Annotated in this window: 23 protein-coding genes and 1 tRNA gene; 11 read left to right on the top strand and 13 right to left on the bottom strand. The window is 62.1% G+C overall.

Features of this window, described 5'->3' with window-relative positions:
• Positions 1-211: 211 nt before the first annotated feature.
• Positions 212-288: transfer RNA gene (locus NKJ11_RS06260), tRNA-Met, on the top strand.
• Between the two features lie 172 nt (positions 289-460).
• On the opposite strand, the gene NKJ11_RS06255 is transcribed toward NKJ11_RS06260, so the two are convergent.
• From NKJ11_RS06255 to NKJ11_RS06235, 5 genes are read right to left on the bottom strand one after another with little or no spacing between them, the layout of a single operon-like run.
• Complete coding sequence (locus tag NKJ11_RS06255; RefSeq protein ID WP_352630095.1) at positions 461-889, bottom strand: acyl-CoA thioesterase; 429 nt, start codon at positions 887-889, stop codon at positions 461-463.
• Positions 886-1,821 carry a 3,5-dioxohexanoate:acetyl-CoA acetone transferase gene (gene kce, locus NKJ11_RS06250; protein WP_352440332.1) on the bottom strand — a complete coding sequence of 312 codons (936 nt, stop codon included), beginning with the start codon at positions 1,819-1,821 and terminating at the stop codon, positions 886-888. The genes NKJ11_RS06255 and kce overlap by 4 nt, the downstream gene beginning before the upstream one ends.
• Positions 1,822-1,852: 31 nt before the next feature.
• Positions 1,853-2,959 (bottom strand): ABC transporter ATP-binding protein, encoded by a 1,107-nt coding sequence (locus tag NKJ11_RS06245; protein ID WP_352792920.1) that lies wholly within the window; start codon positions 2,957-2,959, stop codon positions 1,853-1,855.
• Positions 2,959-3,696, bottom strand: coding sequence for a GntR family transcriptional regulator (locus NKJ11_RS06240; protein WP_352630102.1), 738 nt, complete (start codon positions 3,694-3,696; stop codon positions 2,959-2,961). The genes NKJ11_RS06245 and NKJ11_RS06240 overlap by 1 nt, the downstream gene beginning before the upstream one ends.
• A complete protein-coding gene (locus tag NKJ11_RS06235) occupies positions 3,696-5,030 on the bottom strand; it encodes an aspartate aminotransferase family protein (protein ID WP_352630104.1) in 1,335 nt (444 codons plus the stop codon). The genes NKJ11_RS06240 and NKJ11_RS06235 overlap by 1 nt, the downstream gene beginning before the upstream one ends.
• Before the next feature lie 120 nt (positions 5,031-5,150).
• Here NKJ11_RS06235 and NKJ11_RS06230 point away from each other — a divergent pair, with 120 nt between their 5' ends.
• The 7 genes from NKJ11_RS06230 to NKJ11_RS06200 all read left to right on the top strand — a co-directional run bounded on the left by NKJ11_RS06230 (position 5,151) and on the right by NKJ11_RS06200 (position 12,035).
• Positions 5,151-6,206: an ABC transporter substrate-binding protein gene (locus NKJ11_RS06230; protein ID WP_352630106.1), complete on the top strand. Its 1,056-nt coding sequence runs from the start codon at positions 5,151-5,153 to the stop codon at positions 6,204-6,206.
• Between the two features lie 31 nt (positions 6,207-6,237).
• Complete coding sequence (locus NKJ11_RS06225; protein WP_164893116.1) at positions 6,238-7,437, top strand: ABC transporter permease; 1,200 nt, start codon at positions 6,238-6,240, stop codon at positions 7,435-7,437.
• Positions 7,434-8,243: an ABC transporter permease gene (locus NKJ11_RS06220; protein WP_128306010.1), complete on the top strand. Its 810-nt coding sequence runs from the start codon at positions 7,434-7,436 to the stop codon at positions 8,241-8,243. The genes NKJ11_RS06225 and NKJ11_RS06220 overlap by 4 nt, the downstream gene beginning before the upstream one ends.
• On the top strand, positions 8,240-9,418 hold the full coding sequence (locus NKJ11_RS06215; protein WP_352630108.1) for an amidohydrolase: 1,179 nt from the start codon (positions 8,240-8,242) through the stop codon (positions 9,416-9,418). The genes NKJ11_RS06220 and NKJ11_RS06215 overlap by 4 nt, the downstream gene beginning before the upstream one ends.
• Positions 9,418-10,851, top strand: a complete 1,434-nt coding sequence (locus tag NKJ11_RS06210) for an NAD(P)/FAD-dependent oxidoreductase (RefSeq protein WP_352440328.1) — start codon at positions 9,418-9,420, stop codon at positions 10,849-10,851. Before NKJ11_RS06215 ends, NKJ11_RS06210 begins: the two co-directional genes overlap by 1 nt.
• Before the next feature lie 2 nt (positions 10,852-10,853).
• Positions 10,854-11,216: a EutQ-related cupin domain-containing protein gene (locus tag NKJ11_RS06205; RefSeq protein WP_164893115.1), complete on the top strand. Its 363-nt coding sequence runs from the start codon at positions 10,854-10,856 to the stop codon at positions 11,214-11,216.
• A gap of 177 nt (positions 11,217-11,393) precedes the next feature.
• The gene (locus tag NKJ11_RS06200; protein WP_352792918.1) at positions 11,394-12,035 is read left to right on the top strand and encodes a response regulator transcription factor; all 642 of its coding nucleotides are present in this window, start codon (positions 11,394-11,396) and stop codon (positions 12,033-12,035) included.
• Positions 12,036-12,369: 334 nt separating this feature from the next.
• Here the strand turns inward: NKJ11_RS06200 and NKJ11_RS06195 are convergent, their stop codons facing one another.
• Entirely contained in the window at positions 12,370-14,466 is a 2,097-nt protein-coding gene (locus tag NKJ11_RS06195; protein WP_352792917.1) for a hypothetical protein, read from the bottom strand.
• A 719-nt stretch (positions 14,467-15,185) separates the two neighbouring features.
• Here NKJ11_RS06195 and NKJ11_RS06185 point away from each other — a divergent pair.
• From NKJ11_RS06185 to NKJ11_RS06175, 3 genes are read left to right on the top strand one after another with little or no spacing between them, the layout of a single operon-like run.
• A complete protein-coding gene (locus NKJ11_RS06185) occupies positions 15,186-15,569 on the top strand; it encodes a hypothetical protein (RefSeq protein WP_352792916.1) in 384 nt (127 codons plus the stop codon).
• Between the two features lie 48 nt (positions 15,570-15,617).
• On the top strand, positions 15,618-17,387 hold the full coding sequence (locus tag NKJ11_RS06180) for a type I secretion system permease/ATPase (protein ID WP_352440324.1): 1,770 nt from the start codon (positions 15,618-15,620) through the stop codon (positions 17,385-17,387).
• Positions 17,384-18,733 (top strand): HlyD family type I secretion periplasmic adaptor subunit, encoded by a 1,350-nt coding sequence (locus NKJ11_RS06175; RefSeq protein ID WP_352792915.1) that lies wholly within the window; start codon positions 17,384-17,386, stop codon positions 18,731-18,733. Before NKJ11_RS06180 ends, NKJ11_RS06175 begins: the two co-directional genes overlap by 4 nt.
• A 21-nt stretch (positions 18,734-18,754) precedes the next feature.
• Here NKJ11_RS06175 and NKJ11_RS06170 read toward each other — a convergent pair whose 3' ends face one another.
• From NKJ11_RS06170 to NKJ11_RS06140, 7 genes are all read right to left on the bottom strand, one after another.
• Entirely contained in the window at positions 18,755-19,591 is an 837-nt protein-coding gene (locus NKJ11_RS06170; protein ID WP_352792914.1) for a sulfite exporter TauE/SafE family protein, read from the bottom strand.
• A gap of 95 nt (positions 19,592-19,686) precedes the next feature.
• Positions 19,687-20,433 (bottom strand): pyridoxal 4-dehydrogenase, SDR-type, encoded by a 747-nt coding sequence (pldH, locus tag NKJ11_RS06165; RefSeq protein ID WP_352792912.1) that lies wholly within the window; start codon positions 20,431-20,433, stop codon positions 19,687-19,689.
• A 33-nt stretch (positions 20,434-20,466) separates the two neighbouring features.
• Positions 20,467-21,645 carry a pyridoxamine--pyruvate transaminase gene (ppaT, locus tag NKJ11_RS06160; protein ID WP_352792910.1) on the bottom strand — a complete coding sequence of 393 codons (1,179 nt, stop codon included), beginning with the start codon at positions 21,643-21,645 and terminating at the stop codon, positions 20,467-20,469.
• Positions 21,646-21,670: 25 nt separating this feature from the next.
• The gene (pldA, locus tag NKJ11_RS06155) at positions 21,671-22,477 is read right to left on the bottom strand and encodes a 4-pyridoxolactonase (RefSeq protein WP_127290290.1); all 807 of its coding nucleotides are present in this window, start codon (positions 22,475-22,477) and stop codon (positions 21,671-21,673) included.
• 47 nt (positions 22,478-22,524) lie between these two features.
• Positions 22,525-23,460 carry a putative B6 ABC transporter permease subunit 1 gene (locus NKJ11_RS06150; RefSeq protein WP_128305800.1) on the bottom strand — a complete coding sequence of 312 codons (936 nt, stop codon included), beginning with the start codon at positions 23,458-23,460 and terminating at the stop codon, positions 22,525-22,527.
• 3 nt (positions 23,461-23,463) lie between these two features.
• Complete coding sequence (locus NKJ11_RS06145; RefSeq protein ID WP_352792909.1) at positions 23,464-24,561, bottom strand: putative B6 ABC transporter permease subunit 2; 1,098 nt, start codon at positions 24,559-24,561, stop codon at positions 23,464-23,466.
• The gene (locus tag NKJ11_RS06140) at positions 24,558-26,126 is read right to left on the bottom strand and encodes a putative B6 ABC transporter ATP-binding protein (protein ID WP_128305801.1); all 1,569 of its coding nucleotides are present in this window, start codon (positions 26,124-26,126) and stop codon (positions 24,558-24,560) included. The genes NKJ11_RS06145 and NKJ11_RS06140 overlap by 4 nt, the downstream gene beginning before the upstream one ends.
• Between the last annotated feature and the right edge of the window lie 17 nt (positions 26,127-26,143).

Below are 26,143 nucleotides of genomic sequence, written 5' to 3'. Positions count from 1 at the left end.
AGACATAGCGACGTGCCCCTTCGAACTCAACCCCGGCGGCGGCAACCAAATGTCCGCACGGCAAAGCTTTTCGATAATGACGATAAGCCGGCAAGCCGGTTGCTTCGAAGCTTGACAGGCTCACCCTCCCAACCTTATATCCGCGCGACCTTGGCGAACGCCCCCGACATGCCTTTCGATTTGAGGCGGATTTCGGGTCTTTCGCCGCCCTGGCGGGGTAGCTCAGTTGGTTAGAGCACGGGAATCATAATCCTGGGGTCGGGGGTTCAAGTCCCTCTCCCGCTACCACTTCAAACCCCACTATCGTACGCAATGGCCGATTGTGGCGGGCTGCCCAATGCGGTGTCCTGTGCGATAGCGGCTATATCTGACCTTCCTAGTAGAAGCCTTCAGCGACCTACAGCATCTCGCTCAGTGACGCCAATGCGGCTAACGATGCCGTCACCAGACATTCTCGCCGTCACCCACGCGTATCGGCTTCACCCCTCGGGAGTTTCGCGCTCGCCTGCCGGGCTTCGCCTTCGATCTCGATCTTGCTCCGCGCTTGAAGATCGAAGCGCACGGTTACAGTGCGCATGCGCGCATGCAGGACTCCGTCCAGCGTACCGCGCATTTCATGCAGATAAGTCAGCGACGATTTCCCAAGCTTTTCTATAACGCTGCGAACGGTGACCAGAGTTCCCACCGCGGTTTCATGCACGTAGTCGATCTCCATCCTCACATCCGCCCAGCCGAGGGTCGGCGTCAAACGAGGATCGGCAATCCTGCCCAGCAACTGGAAACTGGCGTCATCAAACATGGCCACATAATGACGAACGTTGAGATGGCCCATCGCGTCGCACATCCAAGGATGCACGACGCCGACATAGGTTTCGATGCCGGGCGTCAAAACCCGACCTCGTTTGCGCCCTTGAGATCCAGCAGTTGACGGGCTTCGTCGGGCGTCGCGATTTCGAGCGATAACTCGTTGAGAATGCGCTTTATCTTGGCAACCTGTTCGGCATTGCTCTTAGCGAGCGTGCCCTTGGCGACATAGAGGCTGTCTTCCAAACCGACCCGTACATTGCCGCCCATGATCGCGCCCATCGTGCAGAGATTTATCTGGTGCTTGCCCGCGGCAAGGATCGACCAGAGATAGTCGTCTCCGAACAGCCGATCAGCCGTCCTGCGCATGTGCATCATGTCTTCTGGGTCGGCGCCGATTCCGCCCAGCAGCCCGAAGATCGTCTGGACGAAAAGCGGCGGCTTCAGCAGCTTGCGGTCTAGAAAGTGCGCAAGCGTGTAGAGGTGACTGACATCGTAGCACTCGAACTCGAACTTCGTGCCGTAGGCCTGGCCGACTTCGACGATGATACGCTCGATCTGCTCGAACGTGTTGGAGACGATGCCCTTCTTTGTGTCTTCCAGGTAGCCCTTCTCCCAGTCGTACTTCCAGTCGGTGTATTTCGGCGCGATGTGGTGCAGGGCGAAATTCATAGATCCCATATTGAGCGAGCAGAGTTCCGGCTTCGAAGCGTGCGCGGCTTCAAGGCGCTCTTCGAGGGTCATCTTCAGCCCGCCGCCGGTGGAAATGTTCATCACGGCGTCGGTCTGCTGCTTGATGCGCGGCAGGAAATCCATAAACAGCTTTGGATCAGGGGTAGGCTTGCCGGTCTCCGGATCGCGGGCATGCAGATGGATCACCGACGCTCCGGCTTCGGCTGCTCCGACAGCGGCGTCGACGATCTCGGACGGCGTTATCGGCAGATACGGGCTCATCGTCGGCGTGTGGATCGAGCCGGTGACCGCACAGGTTATGACGACTTTCGGCGATTTCTTCATGGTTGAACTCTCCCTTGTCTGCCTTTTGTTGTTATCTATCGAGCGCGAGGCAATCCTCACGACCACAGCCCAATCGAACCGCCTCGCCCGCATTGAGTTCGGACCGAGACGACGATGCGGCAAGCTTGACAATGAATTTCAGGCCGCCCGCCGTCACAGCGACGAGCCGGATGTGATCCCCGACATAGACGGACTGAACGACGGTTGCCGCAATCACGTTGAGGGCGGTGGAGCCATCGTGCAATAAGGACATGCGCTCGGGCCTGATCGACAGCGTCACCCTGGCGCCCGCAGGGGGCGTCGCGCCAGGGGAAATGGCGTTCAACACCAGATCGCCATCGTCGAGACGGACGGCCACGCCACCGTTTTCACCGCCGGCAACCACCGTGCCGGACATGCGGTTGTTCTCGCCGATGAAGCTCGCCACAAAGCTGCCCGTCGGACGCTCATACAGTTCGCGTGGTGTCGAAAGCTGCTCGATGCGGCCGGCGCTGAACACCGCGATCCGGTCCGACATGGTCAGCGCCTCGGTCTGGTCGTGTGTCACATAAACGAACGTGACGCCAAGCCGGGCATGGATATCCTTGATTTCGAACTGCATCTGCTCGCGCAATTGCTTGTCGAGGGCGCCGAGCGGTTCGTCCATCAGGACAAGATTCGGTTCGAAGATCAGGGCGCGGGCAACCGCGACGCGTTGTTGCTGCCCACCCGAAAGCTGCGCCGGACGCCGGTTGCCGAATTCGGGCAACTGGACCATGTCGAGAACGTTCCTGACACGTCGCGTCACCTCGTCGCGGCTAAGTTTGCGGACCTCGAGCGGGAAAGCCAGGTTTTCGGCGACCGTCATGTGCGGGAAAAGCGCGTAGTTCTGGAACACCATACCGATGCCGCGACGATTGGCGGGAACGTTGTCGATGCGCTGACCGTCAATGAGGATTTCGCCCTCGGTCGTATCTTCGAATCCCGCAAGCATCATCAACGCCGTCGTCTTGCCAGACCCGGAAGGCCCCAGCAGCGTCAGGAATTCGCCGCGCATGATTTCCAGGTCGAGCTGACGCACCGCCTGGGCCGTCTGCCCGTAGCGCTTGCTGACGCCACGAAACTCGACATGAACCGGGCCACGCGGGGATCCGCCCATCACCGCGCCTGCGCCTTGGGATCACGGCGTGCCGAAGCCGGGCGTTTGCGCGCAGGCTGAGCCTCAGCCGCCGCGGCGGCGCGAAGAATGATGTCGGCGGCCTCGCGCAGGTCGGCCACCAGCGCCTTGCGCGCAGCCGCGCCATCGGCGCGACGCAGCGCCGCGAGCATTTCGTCATGATGGTCCAGGCCCAGGCCGTAGGTCACGTCCGAGCGGACGATGTTCAAGAACGGTCCTGCTTGCAGCCACAATTTCTCGATGATTTGCTGGATGAGAGGTGACCGCGCGGCATGGTACATCGTGAAATGGAAGCGCCTGTTCAAGCCGAGATAGCTAGCCATGACATTGCTCTCGACGCATTCGCGCATCAGCCCGTTCAGCTTCGCCAATTCATCGAGTTCTTCGGGCGTGATGGTCGTCGCGGCCCACTCGGCCGCCGTTCCTTCGACGCTGCAGCGCACACGCACCAGATCCGAAATACGCGCCACCGTGGCCTCGGGGACGATGACGCCCCGATTTGGGTGGTCGAACATCGCCTCGTCGCTGACGAGTTGCCGCAAGGCCTCGCGCACCGGCATGGCGCTGGTCCGGTACTGTTCGGCAAGCTGTCGCACGACCAGTCTTTGGCCGGGCAGGAAGTCACCGTTCATCAGTGCTTCCTTCAAGCCCATATGGACACGAACATGAGCTGTCTTTTGCGCGGCCGAGCCGGCATTGGCATCCTTGCGATCCAGCATCAGTTTGTCCGGCGCGGCAGTATTTTGAGGTTGCTCGACAGGAAATCGTCGAATGCGCCGGCGAAGCCGTCGAGTTCGGCGTCGCCGAATGGCAGTGACAACGCCAGCATGCCGCGCGGCGTCACGTAGTACCCTCGCAACAGCATTTCGATATGCCAAAGCGCAATCACCGAAGGATCGGCATCGTCGAGCCGCGCCGGAGTGTCCACCGGCCCCCTGACGAAATGCAGGTTCATCAACGACCCTCGCCCGATGACGATGCCCTCGACGCCACGCCTTTCAAGGGAAACGTTCATCGCTTCACGCAGGCGGTCGCCGCGCGCATTGATCGCGCGGCTCGCCTCTTGCGTCAGCACCTGGGTCAGACCGGTGAAGCCAGCAGCCATGCTGAGAATATTGTTGTTGAACGTCCCGCCATGCGAGAACGAACCGGGCAAAGCCGGATCGAAGCGATCGACGAGGTCGGCGCGTCCACCGAATGCGCCAAAACTGGCGCCGCCGCCGATATACTTCCCGAGCGTCACGAAATCGGGAAAAATCCCATGCGCCCCGTGGAGCGCGCGGTAGTCGAGGCGCGAAGTCATGACCTCGTCGAAAATCAGCAGCGCCCCGGTCTCCTTCGTCGCCGCGCGCAGCGCTTCCAGGAACTCACGCGTCGCCGGGATGCAGCCGCCGCCGCCCATCATCGGCTCGACGATCACCGCGGCAAGCTCGTCGCCCTGTTCCTTTATGAGCGCCACGGCGCCGGCACTATCGTTGTAGTCGGCGAAGACAAAGGGGAACGGTAGATTGAGTGGCGAGCCGCCATGCGCAAAGGTGAGTACACCACCGTGGTAGCCCTCGCGGAATGCGAGTATCTTCGAGCGCTGCGTGATGGCGCGAGCCGCCGAAATAGCCATGATGTTGGCTTCAGTGCCGGAATTGCAAAAGCGAACGCGCTCGATTGCCGGAAAGCGGTCAACCACCGCGGCAGCCAGGCGCGCTTCGTAGCGGTTGGGCGCACCCAGCATGATGCCGCCCTCTATGACGTTCACCAGGGCCGCCGAAATCGCCTTGTCGGAATGACCGTAAAAACCGGCACTGTATTCCGAGACCAGGTCGACATAGATGTGCCCGTCCAGATCGGTCACCCTGCAGCCTTCGCCGGAAACAAACGATACGGGGAATGGCGGATACCATAGAACAGCCCTCGTATTGCCGCCCGGCAACGATGCCGCGGCCTCGTTCTGCCGCGCCAGGCTGTTCGGGTTGGCGTCAGCGAAACGCTGTCGGGCCTCGTCCAGAACAGCAGCGAGACTGACATTGGCGCGCACGTCTCTAGTGCCTTGCAGCATTCGATCAAATCCCTTTGGCTTTTTCACTTTTTTGCACCGTATCGCAAATTCCTGTTGCTAATCAATCCATTTTGCGCTTGAAATTTGATCAAATATACGACGAAAGAAAGGGGAACTGCAATGAGGACTTATCTGCAAGCCGTATCTGCCGCCGCGATCTGCCTCGCGACCTCGAGTTTTGCCGTGTCCGCGGCCGAACCCGTCACAGTGGTCGGCTGGGGTGGTACATGGGATAAGGCCTACAAGGATGGGGTCTGGGACAAGTACACCGAAAAAACGGGCGTTCCGATCGTCATGGAAGAATGGGGCGGCGAGGTCGCCAAGGTGCGTGCCCAGGTGCAGGCGGGCAACATCACTTATGACGTCGTCTCGGTCGAAGCGCCCGCCATGGAAGTCGGCTGCGCCGAAGGCCTGTTCGTTCCGCTGACGCCAGAAATCACAGGCGACGCGGCCAATTATTTGCCGGGCACCCTGCACGAATGCGGCGTCGCGTCTGATACCTGGGCCACGGTCCTTGCCTATAACACAGATGTCTACAAGGGCGACGCCGCGCCGAAGAGCTGGGCGGATTTTTGGAACGTCGAGAAATTTCCGGGAAAGCGCGGCCTCTACCAGCAGGCGCAGTTCACGCTGGAAAACGCGCTGATGGCCGACGGCGTTAAGCGCGAGGACATGTACAAGGTGCTGGGCACGCCGGAAGGCGTCGACCGGGCTTTCGCCATGCTCGACAAGATCAAGGCGCACGTCGTCTGGTGGTCCACAACGACGCAGGGCATCCAGAACCTCGACAGTGGTGAAGTGGCTCTCAGCGACGGGTTCAATGCGCGCATCACCAACGAAGCCATCAACGAGAAGAAGCCCTATACGATCGCATGGGACGCTGGCTTCTTCTATGGCACCGACTACTGGGCGGTGGTGAAGGGCGCGCCGCACCAGCAGGCCGGGCTGGATCTCCTCAAGTGGTTCTCCATCCCTGAAAACCAGGCCGGCTTCTCGAAACTCTATGCCTATGGCACCGGCCGCAAGGAAGCCGCCGACCTCATTCCCGCGAATTGGAAGGCCAACCTGCCGACGTCGCCGGAGCACCTTCAGTACGGCGCCTCCTATGACAACGACTTCTGGACCGAGCACAAGGAAGCACTGGAAGAACGCTTCAAGGCCTGGCTCGCGAAGTAACCTAGGCATGTTGGTCGGGGCAAAGCCGGCTATGAAGCGGCGTCAACGGGGCGGCATGCTCGCCCTGTTGACGGCCCCGCTTATCCTGTTCGTCGTCATTCTGTTTCTGTGGCCGGTGGCGCGCTTCCTCGCTCTGGCCGTCGACAACTCGGATTTCTCGAACAACCTGCCGCGTACAATTGCCGCTCTGGCGGGCTGGAAAGCAGATAGCGGCCTGCCTGGCGAACCCGTCTTTGCAGCACTCGTCGAGGACCTGGCCGACGCGCGGCGCGCCGGGAAGGAAGGCGTCCTGGCGCAACTCGTGAACCAGCGCGTCGTCGGCAGCCGTTTCCTCGTCATCAAGACGGCAAAGGATGCGGCCGACGGCAAGCTGACTATGCGTCCCGTGCGCGACGAGGTGCTCTCCAAACAGGCCGGCTGGAAAGACATCGATCTCTGGCAGGTCATCGCGCGTCAACAAAGCGCGCGAACGGACTATTATCTGCTTGCGAGCCTGGACCTGAAGCGAGGCGCGGACAATTCGATCGAAGCCGTTTCCGCCGACCGCGCCATCTTCGTCGACGCGCTGCTGCGCACGATCTGGATCAGCATCGTGGTGACCGTCATCTGCGCGGTGCTCGCCGTGCCGCTGGCGCAGGCAATTGTCAGCGCGCCGCCGGCCTGGTCGAAGCTCATGTTCGCGCTGATCCTGTTTCCGCTCTGGACATCGCTGCTGGTGCGCACCGTCATCTGGATTATCGTGCTGCAGAAGAACGGACCCGTGAATTCCACGCTGCTTGGCCTCGGCATCGTCAGCGAGCCGCTCAATCTCATTTACACACGCTTTTCGCTCTATTTGGCGATGGTTCAGGTTCTGCTGCCCATGATGGTGCTCTCCGTCGTCGCTGTCATGCGGCGGGTTCCGACCACCTACATGCGCGCGGCACTTTCGCTGGGTGCGCCGTGGCTCACGGCATGGCGCCGCGTGCAGTTGCCGTTGATCCTGCCAGGAATCCTGTCTGGCGGGGCGATCGTTTTTGTCTTCGCTCTCGGCTATTACATCACCCCGACGCTTGTCGGCGGGCCGACCGACCAGATGATCTCCAGCTACATAGCTTTCTACACGAACAGCACACTGAACTGGGGCATGGGTGCAGCGCTTTCGCTGCAACTGCTGATGATCCTCGTCCTGTTTGCGTTGCTGTTCTGGACGGCGTCCGTCCTCTTCCGCCGCAAGGCGCATGTCGCATGAGCGCCGACCGCTTCCGGAAGTGGCTGATGTATGCCTATGCGGCGACGTTGCTGGCGTTCATCATCCTACCCCTGCTGATCGTGATCCCTATGTCGCTGACCTCGAGCAATTCGCTGGCATTTCCGACGCCGGGCTGGTCGCTGCGCTGGTATGCCGAACTGTGGGTCGACCAGCGTTGGCCGAACGCGCTGTGGAACTCGATCGTCATCGGGATATCCACCACGGTTCTGGCGTTGCTGCTCGGCATACCTGCGGCGATCGGACTCGCCTGGGGCAATTTTGCCGGCAAACGGATCCTCTACGCGGTCATCGCCGCGCCCTTGGTGACGCCGGTTGTCATCGTCGGCGTCGCGGCCTTTTCATTCTTCGCCACACTGGGACTCGTCGGCAACAAGCTATCGATCATTCTGGTGCATACGGCGATGGCCGTGCCTGTGATGCTGACGACTGTCGTCGCCAGCCTTTCGACCTTCGACCGGACATTGGTTCGCGCGGCGGCATCGCTCGGCGCCGGCACCATGCGCACATTCTTCAAGGTAGTGCTGCCGCTGATAGCGCCGGGCGTCATTACAGGGGCCATCATCGCCTTCATCATCTCTTTCGACGAAGTCGTCGTCGCAAGTTTCCTCTCGACAGGCGCGGAGCGAACCTTGCCTCGCATGATATTCTCCGGGGTTCGCGAGTCCATCAGCCCTGCTATCGCGGCCGTCGCTGTGCTGCTGATCGCCTTCTCGGCGACCCTGCTTGGTGTCATCGCCATCCTTCAGAGCCGCTCGCAAACTCTCCGCGCAAGGGCATCGGCATGAGACTGGTTCCATCGGTGCAGCAGTTGGAGACAGAGATGACGGCCTGGCGGCGGCATCTGCATGCCAATCCAGAACTCGGCTTCGAAGAGTTCGAGACGGCGCGTTTCGTGGCGGACAAACTGCGCTCGTGGGGCATCGAGACGATCGAAGGCGTCGGTCGGACAGGCGTCGTGGGTACGCTCAGGGGCAGGCTCGGCGCTGGTCGCGGGCTTGGCATCCGAGCCGACATGGACGCCCTGCCGATGACCGAGGCGCGGCCGCTGCCGCATGCGTCCCGCATTCCCGGGAGGATGCATGGCTGCGGCCATGACGGTCACACGACGATGCTGCTCGGCGCAGCCTCGGCGCTTGCCCGCTCGCCCGACTTCGCCGGCACCGTGCATTTCATTTTCCAGCCGGCCGAGGAGGGCCGAGGTGGGGCACTCGCCATGCTGAATGAGGGCCTTTTCGAGCGTTTCCCCTGCGATGAAGTCTACGCGCTGCACAATTGCGAACGGCCGCTGGGCGAGATCGCCGTCCACCATGAGACGGTGGCAGCGGCGGCCGATCGCTTCGAGATCGTCGTGCATGGAAGGGGCGGCCATGCGGCGATGCCGCATCTTGCGATCAATCCACTTCCCAGCGCCGCGCGCATCCTGCTGGCGATAGAAGCCCTGCCCGGACGCCTGACCGATGTGCACTCTCCGGCAATCGTCACCGTTGGCGGCCTGCGCGCCGGCGAAGCCTTCAACACCATCCCCGATGCGGCGTTTCTGACCGGCACCGTGCGCACCTTCGACCATCAGGTTCAAAAGACGCTGGAGACGGCAATCCGCCGCATCGCGAAAAACGAGGCTGAAGCTTTTGGCGCCAGCGTCGATATTCGCTACGAAACGCCCTTCGCGCCGACGATCAACACTCCGGCGCAAGCCGACGCGATGATCGCGATTGCGAACGAGGTGATGGGCTCGGAACGTCTCGTCGTCGATCCGCCTCCCGAGATGGGTTCTGAAGATTTCTGCTACATGTTGGAACAGCGGCCGGGCTGCTATTTCTTGCTTGGCCAGGCGGACGACGCGCACCAGGCCGCCGCGCACGACACCAATTACGATTTCAACGACGCTATCCTGCCGATGGGCGCCAGTCTTTGGGTCAGGCTGGTGGAGCGCCGCCTGTCCGCGGCAGGCGCATCGTGATGCAGTTGCCGGAAAAAGACATCCGCTGGCGGAGCCATTGGCTGCGGCAGGCATTGCCCGAGGACCCGGACCTTGCGCCTCCGCTCGAAGAGACAACGCAGGCCGACATCTGCATCGTTGGCGGCGGGTATCTCGGACTGTGGACCGCCATTCGCCTCAAGCAGCACAATCCAGGCTTCGATGTTGTCATTGTAGAGCGCGACATTTGTGGTGGTGGCCCGAGCGGCCGCAATTCCGGAATGGTGCTTTCGGCATGGACCAAATACAGCGCGCTTGCCGCGCTGCGCGACGGAAACGACGCGCTTTCGATCATCAAGGCATCCGAAGCCGCGATCGGCGGCATCGAGGCTTTCTGCAAGGCAGAGGCAATCGACGCCTGGTTCGATCGCATCGGCTGGATCTGGGGCGCTACGTGCGAAGCACAGCTTGGCGCCTGGGACGACGCGTTAAACAAGCTGGCAGCGCATGGCTACGTTCCGGCGCGGCGAGTTTCGCGCCCTGAGATCGCGGCGATGGCCGGTACGACGAGCCACCTTGGCGGTGCGTTCGACGCTTCGTCGGCAACTGTGCATCCAGGGTTCCTGGTGCGCGGCCTGCGTCGTGCAGCGCTGAACCGCGGCGTTCGGATCTATGAAAAGTCGCCGATGAAGCGGTTTTCACGACGTGGCAAGCTCACGGTGGAAACGGCGAAAGGAACTGTGTCCTGCGGCAAGGTCGTGCTTGCCATGAATGCCTGGTCCGGCGCGATTCCGGAACTGGCCCCTGCGATCTTCAACATCTCCAGCGACGACGCCATGTCACAGCCCATTCCAGACCTTCTCGACAAGGTCGGCTACCGCCGGGCGCCGCTGATGATCGATTCCCGCGTCTTCGTTGGCGGTTGGTCTCCGACGCGCGATGGTCGGCTGTCCGTCGGCGTCAGCGGTGGCGTCATTGGCTTCGGCGGCATCGTCGACCAGCGTTTCCATGGCCTGTCGCCACGGGTCGCCGAAATGCGTCGCGCGCTGCGGGATGGCCACCCAGCGCTCGCCGATTTCCCGCTCGAGACATCGTGGAACGGCCCGATCGACCGGACGGTCAGCGGCGTGCCGCTGTTCGGCGCTTTGCCCGCTAACCGCGATGTCGTCTACGGCTACGGCTTTTCCGGCAATGGCACGACAATGGCTTATATCGGCGGCGAGATCCTCACCGGCCTGCTGACTGACGGCGAATCGGAACTGACGCATTCGGCGCTGGTGCGTCCGGTGGCGCGCGGTTTCCCGCCCGAACCCTTTCGCTTCGTCGGTGCGCATTTCGTCCGTGGCGCGGTGCGTCGGCGCGACGATCTCGAACATGCCGGGCGCAAGCTGGATCCGGTGACGAGATGGCTCGCCGGGATGGCTCCGTCCGGCGTCACTCCCTCCAAAGCCAATCTTCGCGCAAAGAAAGGATGACGATGTCCAAGGCCAAGATTTTCAAGCACAGCGAGTTGACTCTGAAGCCATCAGTCACGCCGACCGGAACGTCGTCGATCGCGCGCGTGATCAATGCCGAGATCAGCCGGACCATGGGCGGTGGCATCGAGTATCTGGAGAACGCCTCGATCGACTGGACCGTGACCTATGACGAGGTGCTGTTCATCCATGAAGGCACGCTGACGATCGAACTGGATGACGGCCGCCACGAATGCCGCCCTGGCGACATCGTCTGGCTGCCCAATGGCACGCATCTGAAATACATCGCAACCGAACGCACCGGCTATTTTTACTGCCTGTACCCGTACGACTGGGCCGCGCGGCAAGGGACGTTAGAACCTTGAAAGTGACAGGCATATCATAGGTTGGCTTTTTACGGCGCCGATCCGCCTGGCAGACGGCGGATTGTCATTATAGCAACATGCATATTAGCTATTCCTTGACAATCTGCCTGGGCTCTGGTTTCCTGATTTAACGGGTGTTTAACCAAGTTCGTTGCGTTTTTTACGGACGGTGTTCGCATGTCGACGTTGGTCGTGGCGGACCCGCGAGGGGTATATCTCGCCGGTCTGGAATGGGTTTTGCAGAAGGCTGGACACGATGTCGTCGCCCAGTGTCGCCGCCCTGTGGACGTTCTCGCTCATGTGGAGCGCCATCAGCCTGATATCGTCATCGTGGGCGTGGATCTCGCGGACCAGCAAACATCAGGTCTCTCCTCACGGCTGAAGGCCGGCAACAGCGCTCTCGGCATCATCTTCATCGTGCAGCCAACCGGCAGGCTCGATGTCAAGGAGATACAGACGCTCGACGTCGACGGCCTGTTTCTGGACGGCATCAGCCACCGCTTTCTCATCGAATGCGTGAATGCGGTGGCGGCGGGCAAGAAGTGGATCGACAACAAGATCGTCCAGCAACTGCTGATGCCCGGGTCGCAGCCGCAGCCAATGTCCCGGCTGACCGGGCGGGAGACCGAGATCGCCGATCTCGTCTCGCGCGGGCTGCGAAACAAGACCATCGCGCAGCGGCTGCATTTATCCGAAGGCACGGTGAAGATGCACCTGCATCACGTCTACGAGAAGCTGCACCTCGGCGGCCGGGCGGAACTGGCCTGGATAACGCACGGCAAAAGCCTCGCCCCCCCCCCAGGAACGGGCCTCCTCTGAAAGCAGCACTTTTTTGACGGGCATCGACGTGAGGCCGGCAGCGGGCCGGAAAGCCGCGCGATGGCATCGGCCGCGATTGCGACAGCCTGCTCTCGGTCCGACCCGCCTGATAACCGGGGCATTGGAGATTGGCTTGGCAGTTGCTGGCTCTCCCCTCCTCCGGTTCCTTCAGCCAAAGAGGCTGGTTGTCGGAAAGCCGCCACAGCATACACCGCAAGCCGCCGCTTTGCATGTCGCCTAGTTTGAGTCCAGAGCCTTGGTGTCTTGAACGTCCGGCCCCTCGAAGGGGGCCGGATCGTCTGCGTTGAAGCTAATGAAGGCTGCGAGAACGTCATCAAACGATGAAGTCCTGGCTTGCGAGGATGCTCAGTGTTTGCGTAGCAGCATCCCCGTCGAGGTCGGTGTTTGCCAGAGTGAATTCGAACGGCTGATCGTCAACTGGGCCCTCGATGCTCGTCGAGAAGTCGAGGATGCGAACACCCGAGTTGGCACCGCCGACGTGGAACTGAACGTAGGCCGTGTCGAAGGCTTGCCCACCATCGTCATCGATGGTCACGGTCTGATTGCCCGAGCGCAAGCCAGTAACGTTTTCGATGGTGTGATCGATCAGATTGCCGCCATCGTCGTAAAGCCACGATTCTACGGTGATGGCGTTGATGTTTCCAATTCCTGCGACCGCGAAGGTTAGATTGTTGATGTCAGACCCGTCCGCAGTGGAGAAGGTGAAGCCCTCGTTGTTATTGATCTGCGAAGCCTGACCGCCTTTCACGCCGAAACCAACTGCATCGGGGTTAAGGTCGTCAGCCGCTACAGTCGGGCCTCCCAGTGGAGTGGTGTTGAACGGCACAAAGGCTGCCTCGGTCGCGTCCGCTGCGGGCGTAGCGTTGAAGATCAGGCCGTCAAAGACGATGCTGCCGGTGTTATCCACCGTGGGTACTGTCAAGGTCTCCTGGGGACCGCCCGACTTGACCGCATTGAAGTTGAGGTCGGACTGCTCACCCTGGGGTGTGAAGAGCACGTCGAAGGTGTATCCCGAGTCGGTCACGTTCAGTTGGTAAAGATCCGTATCGGTGGCCACGTCGTGGTACGTCAGCGTGGTTCCGTCGTTGGTGAGAATCTCCTCGATGTCAGCGCCACCGAGATCGGTATATTGGGTGATGGTGACGTGTGAGCCGTCGGCTCCGGGAGTAAGGTCGAACGTCCCTGTGTCCTGTTGATTGGCGGCCAATCCGACCTGGAACGGCGTTGCATCACCAGTGATGCCGTCGAACGTCGGCCCGGCATCCTCGAACACGAGGTGCGTCCCGAGATCCTCGTGGTTGACGACCGTCACCTCGCTCGATGATGGGAACGCGACTTCAAGGTTCTCAACGCGCACGCCGGAGGTGCTTTGTTTCGTGTCGTAGGTAAATCGAACGTAGATTTGGTCGACGCTATCCTCCGTTTCGATGGTATAATTCTCAAAGGCGGCGCTGCCGGAAGGTAAAGTTACTGTGTCAATGCCATGATCAACTATTGCTCCATCATCGATAGCCCACCACTCAATGTTAACAGTCTTCACGCCGCCTATGCCCTGGATGTCGAACCTGATGCCGCCGATCTCGTTCGCATCCGCATCAGGATCAGAGGAGGTCCAGGCCGCGTCTTGAACGAAGAAGCCCTCATTATGATTCAACTGAGAGGCTTGGCCGCCCTTCACGCCGAAGCCGACGGCGTTGGGGTTCAGATCATCATTGGTTCCGGAGTTGATTGGGACTGTCGTTGGGTCGATCACCGTCCCAGAGAAGATGAGTCCATCAAACCTGGCGCTGTGGTTGTCAGTGGGATCGGCTGTGGCAACTGTGAGTGTCTCCTGCGGGCTACCTGACGGGATTGACGCAAAGTCGAGTGTCTGAAACGTGGTTACGAGTTCGGTGGTCGTTACATCCAGTGTTATTGTGCCATCGGCAAACGACAGGATGTCGTCGTCGTCAATGACAGGAGGATCACCAGGAACGTTGTGCTGCAGCGGTTCGTATTGAATGAGGTAAATTTGCGCCGAGGACAGGTCAGTCTCATCAAGCGCAACCGCGAACGCCAATGCGCCAGCGGGATCGGCGTCACCATTCCCGTCGGCCTCGCGCCCATAAATGATGCCGTCTTGGTTGTAGAGGAAAATTTCCACACCGTCGACGGTAAAGAGGCCGCTCGACGTGCCGTCAGCGGGGATCGACAGCGCCAGATCGGTCGCTCCGGTTGTGTCAAGGAGGGCGGTGTTGACGGCCACCTGCGGGAAGCCTGTCGCGGGGTCGGTAGGACTGATTCCAAGCACGCCGAGAGCGGTGAGCGCGTCGCTCAGCGTCTGGTCGAGGAGGACATCATTATCATCGGTGACGGTCTGTACGCCGATCTGCTCGTCGAGAACGAGATTGGTGGCGGTAATCGTAGTCATAATCTTCCTCCCAATTGTGATCGAGCTGTTCCAGGGTCAGTTGGGATTAGGTCAGGGCGCGCCGAAAATGGTGGATTTCGAGAACCGGAACAGAGCACGCCTTGACGTGCGTAAGTTCCGGAGGCGTAGAAAGCTACGATTGCCCGTCCGCCATCACTTAAGATGCCCCTTGAAATGCTAACAAACCCCAGATGCTCAGGGGTCAATTTGGCGCAGCCTGAGGATGGCAAGTCAACTTTCCGTCTGGTAGTATTCTGACCTATATCGAACGATATATATCGTTTTCGATAGGGTTGCTGTCGTCAGTATAAATGGGAATATTGACCTGGCGGAGAAGCGCCGTAGTGAATGCCGGCGCCGGAGCAAACCATATGTGTCAAAAGCCTTGGCCCGATCGGCGTCGCCCTCTATGTAGGGCACGTCGCTTAGCGCTCGCCGGAGCTTATCGGGTTGCGCAGCCCGGCGAGCGCGGATGAGCTTGGCCGTGTTGGGTGATCAGGCGCGGTTCTTGAAGCGCCCGCACTCATTGACAGTCTCGATGATCTCACAGTGATGCGTGAGACGATCCGAGTTCATCGAGGACGACGAAGCCGAGGCGAGTGAGATAGTCGGCGCGACACTCGGTCTTGAGCTGGTTGAGCAGATCGACGACGTTGCACCTATACCACGTTTACGAAAGCTGCACCTCGGCAGCCGGGCGGAGCTGGCCTGGATGGCGCATGGCAAAGGCGCTGCGCGTCCAGGAACGGGCCTCCTCTGACACCAGCACTTTCAACTGGCATCGACATGAAGCTGGCAAAGGGGCCGGAAAGCCGCGTGATGGCATCGGCCGTGATACCCGCCGCAGCGCCTGCGCCGGCCTGATCTATCGAAAGGTATATATCGTTCGATCAGGTGCGGACATTGATCTCAATACTATCGAACCGGGAATGGACGCCTCCTCGTCGGCGGCGACACAATCGAGGATCAAAGGCCGCAGTTCAGCGCGTCAGCGCGCCAGCGGATGCACTCGGGTAGGGCATCTGGGGGGATCCCCTTTTCTTGATGCGTTCAAAAAGGGGGGAATCTCGATGGCACTCACCAGCAACTTATGGCTGGACTAACTGCAATCCCTTGCGCCGGATGTCACTCCGCACACCAGAGAAATAGCGATGAAAACCAAGCAACAGCCCCCTGCCCTGCAGGTAGTGATGAAAGAGGTCAAACGCGCCATTCGGCCGCTGATCTGGTTCAGCGGAGGCATCAACGTGCTGATGCTGACCGGGGCGCTTTACATGCTCCAAGTCTACCACCGCGTGCTCGGCAGCCATAGCCTGGAGACGCTGGTGATGCTTTCGCTGATGGCGGCGGCCGCGCTCGCGACGCTCGCCGGGTTGGAAGTAATACGCGGGCGTCTTCTGGCCAAGGTCGGTTCCTGGATGAATGCGCGGCTGGGACCGGTTCTGCTGACTGCATCGGTGGAATACGCCGCCTCGGCGCCCGGCCAGGCCAACGCCCGTCCATTGCGCGATCTGGACCAGGTGCGGAATTTTTGCACCAGCCCGAGCGTCTTCCCGATCCTCGACGCTCCTTGGGCGCCGCTGTTTTTCGCTGCCATTTTTGTCATGCACCCATGGCTTGGATGGCTGGCGCTCGGCGGCGGGATCGTCCTGTTCGCTTTGGCGCTGCTCAACGAATACGTCACGCGAAAGCCCTTGACCGAGGCTGCGGGTGCGCAGTCGCGGGCCTATGTGCAGGCCGAGGCTGCAATCCGCAACGCCGAGGTCGTCCAGGCCATGGGCATGCTGAAGCCCCTGTTGGAGGGCTGGAAGGCACAGCAGGACGAGGCGAACAAAGGACAAGTTCTTGCCGCCAACCGGGGTGGGGCCATCGCGGCTATCGCGCGTTGTCACCGGCTGGCCCTGCAAATGGCGATACTCGGCCTCGGCGCCTATCTGGTACTTCGCAACGAGGCCTCGCCCGGTATCATGATCTCCGCCTCGATCCTGATGGGCCGCGCATTGTCACCGGTCGAGCAAGCCATCGGCACATGGAAGGCGACGCTCGGAGCGCGTGCCGCCTACCGGCGTCTCACCGCTGTCGCCGGACAGCACCGGGAATCCACACCGGTTCTGCCGCTACCACGACCGAAAGGCAGGTTCGAGGCCGAGAACATTGTGCTTGCCCGACAGGGTGGCGAACATATCCTGAAAGGCATCAACTTCCGCCTCGAGCCGGGTGAAGCGATGGCGTTGATCGGTCCGAGCGGGGCTGGCAAGACGAGCCTGGCGCGCATACTCGCCGGTGCCTGGCGCCCGTCCGCGGGGCGCGCCTTGCTGGACGGAACGGATGTTGCCCAATGGGCGGCGGAAGACCGTGGCCGTCATGTCGGCTACCTACCGCAGGACATCGAACTCTTCGCCGGCACCGTGTCCGAAAATATTTGCCGCTTCGCGACGCTCAACCCGGCGGTCTTCAACAAGGTGGTCGAGGCCGCGCAGTTGGCAGGAGTCCACGAACTGATCAAGGGACTGCCGAAGGGTTACGCCACCGAGATCGGCGAATCCGGCGCCGTCCTGTCAGGCGGGCAGCGCCAGCGCATCGGGCTGGCGCGGGCACTCTACGGCGACCCCGCGCTGCTTATCCTCGACGAACCCAATTCCAACCTCGACAGAGAGGGCGAGGAGGCATTGATTGCTGCTCTCGGCGTGGCCAAGGCCACAAACACAACCGTTATCCTGATCGCGCACCGCCCCAACCTTTTGGACAAGATAGACAAGATACTGGTGCTCAACAGAGGTCAGCAGGATCTCTTCGGGCCGCGCGACCATGTCTTCAACGAACTCGCCAACCGTGTCAGCAAGGTGGCCCATCTGCCCAAGGCGGCCCAGTTGCCAGCCCTTGAAGTGGTCAAGGAAATCAAAGAGGTCAAGGAAGCATGAGCCGCCCCCCCGGATTGAACGTCGTGCCGCTACCCCTTCCCCCGCCCTCGCTGCTGGAACCGGTGCCGCTGCGTCTCACCGGCGTGACCTGCACCGGGTTCGCGATCATGTTCCTGTTCTTCGGCGTGGCCGGGGGCTGGGCGGCACTGGCGCCGTTGGACAGCGCCGCCGTGGCGCCGGGCGTTATCAAGGTCGCCGGCGACCGCAAGCTCATCCAGCACCTCGAGGGCGGCATCATCGCAGAGTTGAACGCCGCCAATGGGGATATCGTCAAGACCGGCAAGGTCCTCGTCCGGCTCGACAACACGCAGGCAAAGGCGCAGCTCGACCTGATCCAGAACCGGATAGCAACGCGTGAGGCGCTGGCCGCGCGTCTCAGGGCCGAGCGTGACGGCAAGGCCGAGATCGAATTCAATCCGGCGTTGCTCGCAAACCCCGCCACCGCCGTGAAGGACGCGGTGGCCGCACAGCGTGACGTGTTTGCCGCGAAGCACCACAATCTGAAGGACGAGCGGGAAATTCTCGGCCAGCGCCGTCACCAGGTCGAGGAAGAGATAACGGGACTGGAGCAGCTTATCGTCACCGAAGACAAACAGATCGAGGCAATCGAGGATGAAAGCAAAGACCTTGAGGGGCTGCTCAAGAAAGGGCTGACCACCCGCGAACGGAACCTGTTGCTCAGACGCCAACAGCGGGAGATCGAAGGGGAGCGCGCTACCAACATTGCCGCAATCGCCCGTGCCGGAAGCGCCATGGCCGAGATTGATATGCAGATCCTGAACCTCAACACAGTGCGGCTGAACCAGGCCGTCGATGAGTTGAGCAAGGTCGAGGCGGAGTTGTTCGACCTCGGACAGCAGGAGCGCTCCGCCAGGGACGTGCTTGACCGCACCAACGTCGCCGCACCGGTTGACGGCATCGTCATGGACCTGAAGGTCCATACGGCAGGCGGCGTCGTGAAACCCGGTGAGACATTGATGACGATCGTGCCGCTCGGACAACAACTCGTGGTCGAGGCTATGGTCAAGCCGGAGGATGTCGAGACGATCGCACCCGGACAGCTCGCGCGCGTCAGCTTCCCGGCGTTCGCTCGCTACAACCTGCCGCCGCTCGAGGGCGTCGTGGAGATCGTGTCGGCTGACCGCATGGTTGAGGAACGCAGCGGCGCACCTTATTTCGCCGCGACGGTTGTGATCGACAAAAGCGAACTCGGCAAGCTGGAGGGCCGCAAGCTGCTGCCCGGCATGTCGAGCGAGACGATGATCCGGACGGGGGCTCGCACCGTGCTCTCTTATCTCGCCGAGCCAATCACGCAGAACTTCCGCCGGGCCATGCGGGAAAAATAGCCGTAGGCCGCTGAACCGGATTCAGGAAAGCAACATTCGCACGGCCGTGATCGCCAGGAAAAACGCAAAGGCAAGTTTCAGGTAGCGCGGGTTGAGCGCGTGGGCGAGCTTGGCGCCCAAGGGTGCAAACAGAAAGCTCATGGGCGCTATGATGGCAACCGCCGGCAAGCTGACATAGCCCAGGCTGAGCGGAGGCCTGCCTGCAATTGCGAGACCCGACCAGATGAAGCCGGCCACCGCTGGAAGCGCAATAAGCAGGCCAAGCGCCGACGATGTGCCGACGGCCCGGTGCACCGGAAAGGAAAAACTGGAAAGCGTCGGCACCGAGAGTGTGCCGCCGCCAATTCCCATGAGCGAAGAGACAAAGCCGATCACAGCAGCGATCGCGCGGTTGATCCAGCCGCTTTGCGGCAGGTGATCGGAGATCACGAGGTGCTTCGGCAACGCCATGTTGACGGCCACCAGCAGGCCGACGACGCCGAAGACCAGCCGCAAGCCGGCGCCCGGGATGAATTTCGACATGATGCCGCCGACCAGGGCACTGACGAAAATCGCCGGTCCCCACAGAGTGAGCAGAGGCCGATCGACATTGCCGCGCCTGTTGTGCGAACGCATCGACGAGATCGAGGTGGGGATGATGACCGCGAGCGAGGTCGCGACCGCCAGATGGCTGATCACAGCAGGCGAAAAGTGGAACAGGCTAAGCACCCAGAACAGCACCGGGACGATGACGATGCCGCCTCCGACTCCCAGCAGACCGGCGAGCACGCCGGAGGCCATTCCGGTCATGGCCAGGCCAGCGACCAGCATTGCAATCGTCAGCCCGTCGAAAACCGACGTGTCGAATCCGAAGTCCACTGTGATTTCCCTTTGATTGGCCGCGCCCGTCCGCTGCCGCGACCGCGATGCAGGTCGCCCGGAAATGCGCAACAGTTTTTGGGATGCGCTTTTGGTTAGTGGCGCACCATCCCGGCGTCGACATTGAGCGTCTGGCCAGTGATCCAGCGCGCATCGTCGGAGGCCAGGAACGAAACCACGTCGGCGATATGTTCCGGCTGCCCTTTGCCTTTCATGGCCTGAAGCATCTCGACGAAGCCGAACGCCTCGTTGTGCGGGCTCGCCTTGACGCCGTCGCTCTCGATGAGGCCGGGCGTCACCGCATTGGCGGTGATGTTGTATTTGCCAAGCTCGGTGGCGAGCGCCCTGGTGAAACCGATGACGCCACCCTTGGCCGCGACATAGGCCGCCATGTTCGGCGTGCCGGCAAAGAAGGTGTTGGATGCGATGCTGATCACCCGTCCGGCCTTGCCTGCCGCACGCATCTGGTCCGTACCGGCGCGGCTGACGATGAAGGTGCCGGTCAAATTGACGTCGATGATCTTGCGCCAATGGTCGAGATCGACATCGTCCCAGGCGACGAACGGCACGATGCTGGCATTGTTGACCAGGATGTCGATGCCTCCGGTCAGGGTCTGGATTTCGGCGAAGAGCGCCTTGACGGATGCCGAATCGGAAATGTCCGCGGCGATCGCCCTCGCCTTCCCGCCTATCGCCGCGGCCGCCGCCCTGGCGCCTTCGGCATTGATGTCGCTGACGATGACGGTGGCCCCGTCGGCGGCAAGCCGCGCTGCGATCGCCTTGCCGATACCCTGCGCGGCGCCCGTAACCAGGGCCGTCTTTCCCGCAAGCCGTTCAGTCATGAAAGTGCTCCCTCAATCCGTGGTGATGTCTGTTCAGGCGTCGGCGTCGATCACGGCCAGCGCCGCGTCGATACCCTTGCCGATCGCCAGTTTCTGGCCGGCCGCGTTCATGGCGCCGCCCAGTGCCGTCAGCGCCGCGATCGCATAGATCGGCTGGGCTGTCGGTCCCATATGGCCGATGCGTGTCAGCATGCCCAATGTCTCGCCGCGCCCAGACGAAAACACCACGCCGTAACGGGCGCGCGCGGCCTGGCGAAGCGCTTTCTCGTCGACACCTTCGGGCGTGCGGACAGCGGTCGTGGTCGGCGACGCGATGCTATCGCTGGCAGCCCAGATCGACAGACCCATCGCGGCAACGCCGGCGCGCATGGCCTTGGCGGTGAGTGCATGGCGCCCCCACACAGCCTCCGGTCCCTCATTGAGATAGAGGTCGAGCGCGACATCGAGCCCGTTGATCTCCGAGACCGACGGCGTGAATGGAAACGGCTTGTCCCGCGACCACGCATGCTCCCAGTCGACGATGCTGAGCATCGACGCGCGCGGCGCCAGGGGATTGGCCTTCATCTTGGCCCAGGCCCGCTCGCTGACACCCATCATCGTGAGGCCGGGAGGCGCGCCCAGGCATTTGTTCGGGCCAGTGACATAGATATCGGCCTTGCAATCCTCGGGATGCGTCTTCATGCCGCCAAAGGACGAGACGGCATCGACGATGAGGTAACCGCCATGGGCTGAGACCAGCGCGCCGATGGCGTCAATCGGATTGATGGTGCCGGACGGCGTGTCGTGGTGGCAGACGGAAACGACGGTGATCTCCGGATGCGCCTTCAGCATTGCCTCGACCGCCTGCGGATCGATCGCCTCGTTGTAGGGCACCTCGATCTCGAGCAGATGTGGCGAATAGCGCTTCGCCCAATAGCCGAACCCCTTGCCGTAGACCCCGGAGGCAAGATTGAGCACGACATCGTCCGGCGTGATCAGCGAGGCCGCGGCGGCCTCCAGGCCAAGCACCGGCTCGCCATGCAGGATGACCGGCTTGTTCGACAGCCGCATCGCCTTTTGCGCCTTGTCGACCACACCCTCGTAAAAAAGCTGGAACGCCGGGTCGTAGTCGTAGAGCACCGTGCGACCGAGGCCGCGCAGCACTTCGGCATAGGCGTTCACCGGCCCCGCGGTCAGGGTGATGACGGGATCGGCGTGTTCGAGATAGCGCATCGTCTTGTCTCCCGATTGCAGGCGGTCAGCCGTAGAATTGCGTGCCGGTCCTGTAGGTCTTGAAGTTGTCCATGTCGTGCGAGTACATCAACTCGGCGCCATGGTCCTCGGCGAGTTTCTTCACCTTGCGCATCGAATTGACGCCCGCCACCGGATCGATATGGAAGGCCGCCTGGCACAGCGTTTCAAGGCTCTTCTGCGTATAGGCCGCGTCGATGGTGAACATGATCGGCTTGCGCTTGGGGAACTCTACCAGCAGGCTGTAATGGCCGATCGAATGACCGGGCGTCGAGATCAGCCGGACACCCCTGGCAAGCTCGACGTCGCCATCGACGCCTTCAAAGGTCGAGTTCGCCCGTGTCGTGCCCGCCAGCAATTGCCCGGTCGCGCCACGCGCTTCGGCAGCCTCCGCCGAAAAGCTCAGATCGGAATAGCCAAGATGTTCGAAGGGCTCGGGATTGCAGGCCTGCGGCACTTCGGTCCGGTGACAGATCTTCTTGGCATGCGGAAAATACTTGTTGCCGCCGCAATGGTCGAAGTGGAAATGCGAATTGACGACGACGTCGATGTCCTTCGGTTCGAGGCCGAGCAGCGCCAGGGCGCCTGGGATGGTCTGGTGCTTTTCCTGGATCGGCTTTTCGAACGGCAGCACCTTCATCACGTGGTCGTAGTCGTAGCCGGTGTCGATGAGGAACCGACCCTCGGCATGCTCGATCAGGATCGAATAGACGGGGAAGCGCACTTCACCGCCAGGGCCGCGATTCCAGAACACATGATAGCCGTCGAGAACGAGCGAGCCGCCGTCGAGCAGGTAGACCTTGGTATCCGACATTCTTGCCTCCTTTATTGGCGCGGGTCCCGTCCGCGCATGAATTGTGCTCAGCGCGCGCCGCGCTCGTATGGAATGCCGAGCGCCGCCGGCAGGCTGGCGCGCCGGCCGAACAGAACCAGCATGATCATCACCGCCAGGAACGGCAGCATCTGGATGATGTCGGTCGGTATGTTGATGCCGGCCACCTGCATGGCCGTCGTCAGCGACAGGCAGACGCCGAACAGCAACGCGCCGAACAGCACCCAGATCGGGCGACCGCGCGCCAGCATGGCCAGCACGATGCCGAGAAAGCCCGCGCCATTGGTGATGAACGGAATGAACAGCCCAGCCCCGACATTGGCGAGATAGGCGCCGCCGAGCCCAGCCAGCGCTCCGGTCGTCAACACGGCGATGGTGCGGGTCCGCACGACATCGATGCCGGCGACATCGAGCGCGGCCGGCTTGTCGCCTGCCGCCTGCAAATTGAGGCCGAGTTGCGTGCGCCGATAGAGGTAGCTCATGCCGAAAACCAGCGCGACCGCCAGATAGACGATCAGATGATGCTTGAAGAATGCAGGCCCGATGACCGGGATGTCCGAAAGCAGCGGAATGACGGTCGCATCCGCCGCGGGCAGGCGCGGGTAGCTGCGTGAGAACTGGAAATGGTGGAGCAGTGCCGTCAGGCCCTCTAGCCCCAAGGTCAGCGCGATGCCGATGACGATCTGGTTCAGCCCGATGCGCACGCAAAGCAGCGCCATGACAAGCGCCACCGCAGCACCCCCGACGGCACCGGTGAGAAAGCCCAGCCACAGCGACCCGGAATAGAAAGCGCCGACAAAGCCGAGATAGGCGCCGGCCAGCATCATGCCTTCGATGCCGATATTGAGCACCCCCGCCTTCTCGGAGATCTGCTCGCCGAGCCCGGCAAGCAGCAGCGGGATCGCCGCGGTGACGGCGCCGAACAGGAGCGCGCTGAGAAAGACTTCGCTGAACAGCCCGGTCATGCCCTAGGCCCTCCGCGACTGGTTGTATCGGTGATCGAAATGTTCGGCGAGCGCGAGCACGATCAGCACGATGGAAACCAGCACCAGCGTGAAATGATTGGGAACGCCAAGCCGGCGCGCCGCGCTCTCACCGCCGATCGAAAGCACCGAAAGCAGGAACACGAAGCCTATCGCAGCAAAGCCGTTCATGCGGGCGAGAAACACGGCGGGTATCACGGCAAGCCCATAGGCGGGATTCCAGTCGGCGCGGACATTGCCCTGGACGCCGATGATGTCGACGGCGCCGGCAAGGCCGGCCAGCCCGGCCGAAATGGCGAAGACGGCGACGGTCAGGCCGGGGACACCGAGCCCCGAGTGAACCGCCGCGCGTGGATTGGCGCCGACGATCCTCAGCTTCAGCCCGAACGCCGTGCGCGTCATCACCAGATGCACGATGACGATCGCCGCCAGCCCAAGCAGCAGGCCACTGGTGATGGTCGTTTCGAACAGGCGCGGCAACCGGTCTTCCACCGGAAGCGTACGCGTCTGCGGCACGGTCGTGTTGGGGTCGCGAAACGCCAGCTTGACCAGCACATTGGCGAGCGAGGTGCCGAGGAACGTCATCATCAGCGTGGTGATGATCTCGTTGACGCCCTGATAGGCACGCAGCAGGGCCGGCACCAGCGACCAGATCATCGCCACCACCATGGCGATGAGGAACGAGCAGACCAGCGCCAGCCAGGCTGGCATGATCTGAACGAACACGGGAGCGCTGGCAGCCGCCGTCACCGCGCCAAGCAGGAACTGGCCGTCGCCGCCGAGATTCCACATGCCCGCGCGAAAGGCGACGATCAGGCCGGCGGCAAGAAACAGCAGCGGCGCCATGCGCGTCAGCGTCTGCTGGATGCCGAGCGGCGAGAACAGTCCCTTCTCCAGCACGAAGCCATAATAGGCGAGCGGGTCGACGCCGACGGCAAGCAGGATACAGCCGGCTATGACGAGAGCGATGAGGATCGGGCCGAGCGTCATCAGCAGCCGATGCAGGATGTCGCGGCGCGTCGCCGCCCCGCTCGTGGCATCGAGTGCGGTAGCACTGACCGTGGGGGCGGTGTCGATGCTCATGCGGCAAGTCCGATCATCAGGCGACCGACCTTGGTGCGGGCGTCGTCTACGTTCTCGACGGTGCCTACCAAAGCTCCGTCGGCGATGACGGCGATACGGTCGCACATGCCAAGCAATTCCTCGAGGTCGGTGGAGATCAGCAGCACGGCGAGGCCACGCGCCGCCGTGTCGCGGATGCGCTGGCGCGACGCCAATGTGTTGGCGAGATCGAGCCCATAGGTCGGCTTGTTGAAGATCACCACCTTGGCGCCCTCAGCCAGTTCTCGCGCCAGAAGCACCTTCTGGATGTTGCCGCCGGACAGCCGCGCGACAGGCGTCTTCAGGCTCGGCGTACGCACGTCATATTCGCGCACGAGCTGGGCGGCGCGCTTGTCGATCTCCGCGCGTTGCTCGACGCCGTTGCGCCAGAACGGGGCCGCGCCGACCTGCTTGAGGAAGAAGTTGATCGACACCGGGAAGGTTCCGACAGTGCCCTCGCCCAGCCTGTCGTCGGTCAGGTAGCGAAGGCCGCGCCGGCGGCGCTCGCCGACGCTCAGCGTCTCGATGGCGGCGCCTTCCAGCCGCACCGAGCCGCCGGCAGCTGTACGCTGGCCGGCCAGCGCTTCCGCCAGCTGCTTCTGGCCGTTGCCGTCGATGCCGGCTATGCCCAGGATCTCGCCCGGGCGGATGTCGAAGGAGATCGACGACAGGCCCGGTGCATTGTCCGTCGGTGCTACCGCCAGATCCGTAACCTGAAGCAGCGGGGCCGCTTCTGCTCGGGCAGTGCGGACCGGACGCTCGACGGCTTCCGGATCATCCTTCTGCTTGCCGAACATCAATTCCACGATCTCGGAGACGATCTCCTGTTCGCCCAGCGTGCGAAACCGCTCGGGCGGGATCTCTCCGACCTTGCGGCCAAGCTTCAGCACCGAGATGCGGTCGCCGAAGGCAGCCGCCTCCTTGAGCTTGTGGGTGATGAAGACGATCGCCAGGCCCTGCTCGACAAGGCGGCGCATCAGCGCGCCCAGTTCGTCGATACCTTTCGGCGTCAGCATGGAGGTGGACTCGTCAAGGATGAGCAGCCGGCTGTTGCGCAGCATCGCGCGCAGGATCTCGACCTGCTGCTGCTCACCGAGCGACAACTCCGATACCTTGGCTTGAAGCTTGACGGTGATGCCGAGCGTGCCGGTGATCTCGGCGACGCGCGCCGCCAGTTCCTCGGTCCTGGGGCGCTGCCACCACGGCCCGCCAAGCAGGAGGTTCTCCGCCACCGTCAGCGTCGGCACCAGCATCATGTGTTGGAATACGGTGCCGATGCCGAGTGCCAGCGCATGGCGCGGCGACGTGATCGGCGTCGGTTTGCCGTCGACCAGTATGCGTCCTTCGTCCGGCTGCTGCAGGCCGGACAACATGCCGATCAGTGTCGATTTTCCAGCGCCGTTCTCGCCCAGCAGCACATGCACTTCGCCCGGGCGGATCGACAGGTCGACGCTGTCATTGGCAACGATGCCGGGGAACCGTTTGGTCACGCCTTCAAGCGCGACGATGTCGCGCCCGGCAACGGACGATGAAGAAAAACCGCTCATGAAAGCCCAGCACCAAA

This window comes from Mesorhizobium sp. M0243 (assembly GCF_040321775.1).
Taxonomy (GTDB): Bacteria; Pseudomonadota; Alphaproteobacteria; order Rhizobiales; family Rhizobiaceae; genus Mesorhizobium.
Note: the sequence above shows the minus strand (reverse complement) of the source record. Positions and strands in the feature narration are given on the sequence as shown.